General features: G+C 55.5%; 1 protein-coding gene and 2 riboswitches. The gene reads left to right on the top strand.

The window, feature by feature from the left end; genetic code table 11:
- A partial coding sequence (locus CFR80_RS17950; protein WP_146221676.1) for a transposase domain-containing protein occupies positions 1 to 217 on the top strand: 217 nt, incomplete at its 5' end.
- Between the two features lie 419 nt (positions 218 to 636).
- Positions 637 to 881: riboswitch (cobalamin riboswitch) on the bottom strand.
- A 126-nt stretch (positions 882 to 1,007) separates the two neighbouring features.
- Positions 1,008 to 1,248, top strand: a riboswitch (cobalamin riboswitch).
- The last annotated feature ends 542 nt before the right edge of the window (positions 1,249 to 1,790 follow it).

The raw sequence follows: 1,790 nt of genomic DNA, 5'->3' as shown, positions 1-1,790 counted from the left end.
GAAAGCCTGGTTGTTCGCCGGGTCCGATCGTGGCGGAGAGCGCGCCGCCGCCATGTATTCCCTGATCGTCACCGCGCGCCTGAACGATGTCGATCCCCAGGCATGGCTCGCCGATGTCCTGGCACGGATCAATGACATTCCCAATCCACGCCTCCATGAACTCCTGCCCTGGCACTGGAAAGCCCACCAGCAGGTCCACAATACCATCGCCGCCTGAATACGCCCGCGTCTCTCGCCGGATGGTTACGCTTTACCTCTGGCAGCCGCAGGCGAAGGGACGAGGATTGATCCAGACAGGCCGCAATAAGCATCCGAATTGCAACAACCGGCTCTGGCTCCGTAATGGTCGCCATTAGGCGCGACGCAATGGAAGGGGGTACCATGCTCATATCTGTGTTCATGGATATTTCTTTTTATCAGAATAAAACGTAGGTACCTGTGTCCTGGGGTCAGGAAAGTACATGCGAATTATAAGCCGCAGGCCGCGAGGTCTGTTGCTAAGGTTGCCTTACGAAGCCGGGATTCATTCAAGCACAGGCTAACGATCCGCATACATATGGAGGCTTGATAGATATATCGATACGCAAAAGAACGCGTCATAGCTGATCTCCTGCCACCGGTCGGTCCCGCCCGGTAGCACGGTTTGCGACGGTAGCAGGTTTCCTGGCTCACGGATCATGGCAGCTCGGTCCTGTCTTCCCACTCCCTTACTGGAAGCAGTGACCCATCTGATCGGACATCAGATGATCGGATCCGGCTACATACCGCCTACAGTTGCGGGCGCAGCTACCGACTGGCTCCCGGATCATCGCAGATCCCGCCAGAGCTTACGGTATTCCCTATTAATCCGCTTGCGCGGCACCACCGACATAAAAGCTGGTCGCAATATGCGTCAGATTTCGTGATCTACGCAATATGGATTTTCTAAAAACCTGCGATGAAAGAGCATGGTATCCTTCACATAGACGGGAAGCTGGCAGACTTGCACTGCTCGCGGGCGTGCGTCACACTACCTCTACATCAAAGGCCCCGTGCGAACGGGTTAATAGGGAACGCCGTGCGTTCTGGCAGGACTTATCAGGGTCCGGGAACAAGTCGGTGGCTGCCCCCGCAACTGTAAGCGGAGAGATACCGGATCGTATGTCCTCTTAACAGGACCCGTCACTGGCTATGATCAACAGGCCGGGAAGACAGAACCGATATCAAGGACCCGTAAGCCAGGAGACCTGCCTTTGTGACGTAACCAGTTCTATCGGGCGGGGCGCCCGACAGACGGAGTGGCGATCATGTCTTCTGTTTTATCTGCTGCGTTCCCCATCCAGCGTGTTCTTTCCTGACCTGTTCTAAAAAATTACATCCATTGGCCAATGGCGTGTCGCGGGTCTAATCCCGTCAAACGCTACAAGGGGAACATGAGAAATGCGTACATATTTTGGCGGCAACCAGCGAAATGGCACAGGTCGATCTTATTTCGGATCGGAGAGCCTGACTCCCGCACAGAAACGGGCCATTCTGTCCCTGCCGAAAGACGGGGGGTATGGAACCTTGCTGGATGGAGGAAGCATCAGATCATCTCTCGTACTGATGGGCTTTATTGCAGGTGGATGTTCTGCGCGATGGGGGATGGGGCGTTCCCGCCTTACCGCACGCGGTCGGGAACTGCGACACAAACTCGAAGGCTGCGGATCTTAGAGCCCGATCCGAAAGTTTTTCAAGCTTGACAATGCCTTGCTGTCCGTCGTGTGAGCATGCGGATCGAGGCGATCAATGTCCATGCGGTTGAGGACGCA

It is taken from the genome of Komagataeibacter oboediens (assembly GCF_003207815.1).
Classification (GTDB): domain Bacteria; phylum Pseudomonadota; class Alphaproteobacteria; order Acetobacterales; family Acetobacteraceae; genus Komagataeibacter; species Komagataeibacter oboediens.
This window is presented reverse-complemented; position numbering and strand designations above follow the sequence as displayed.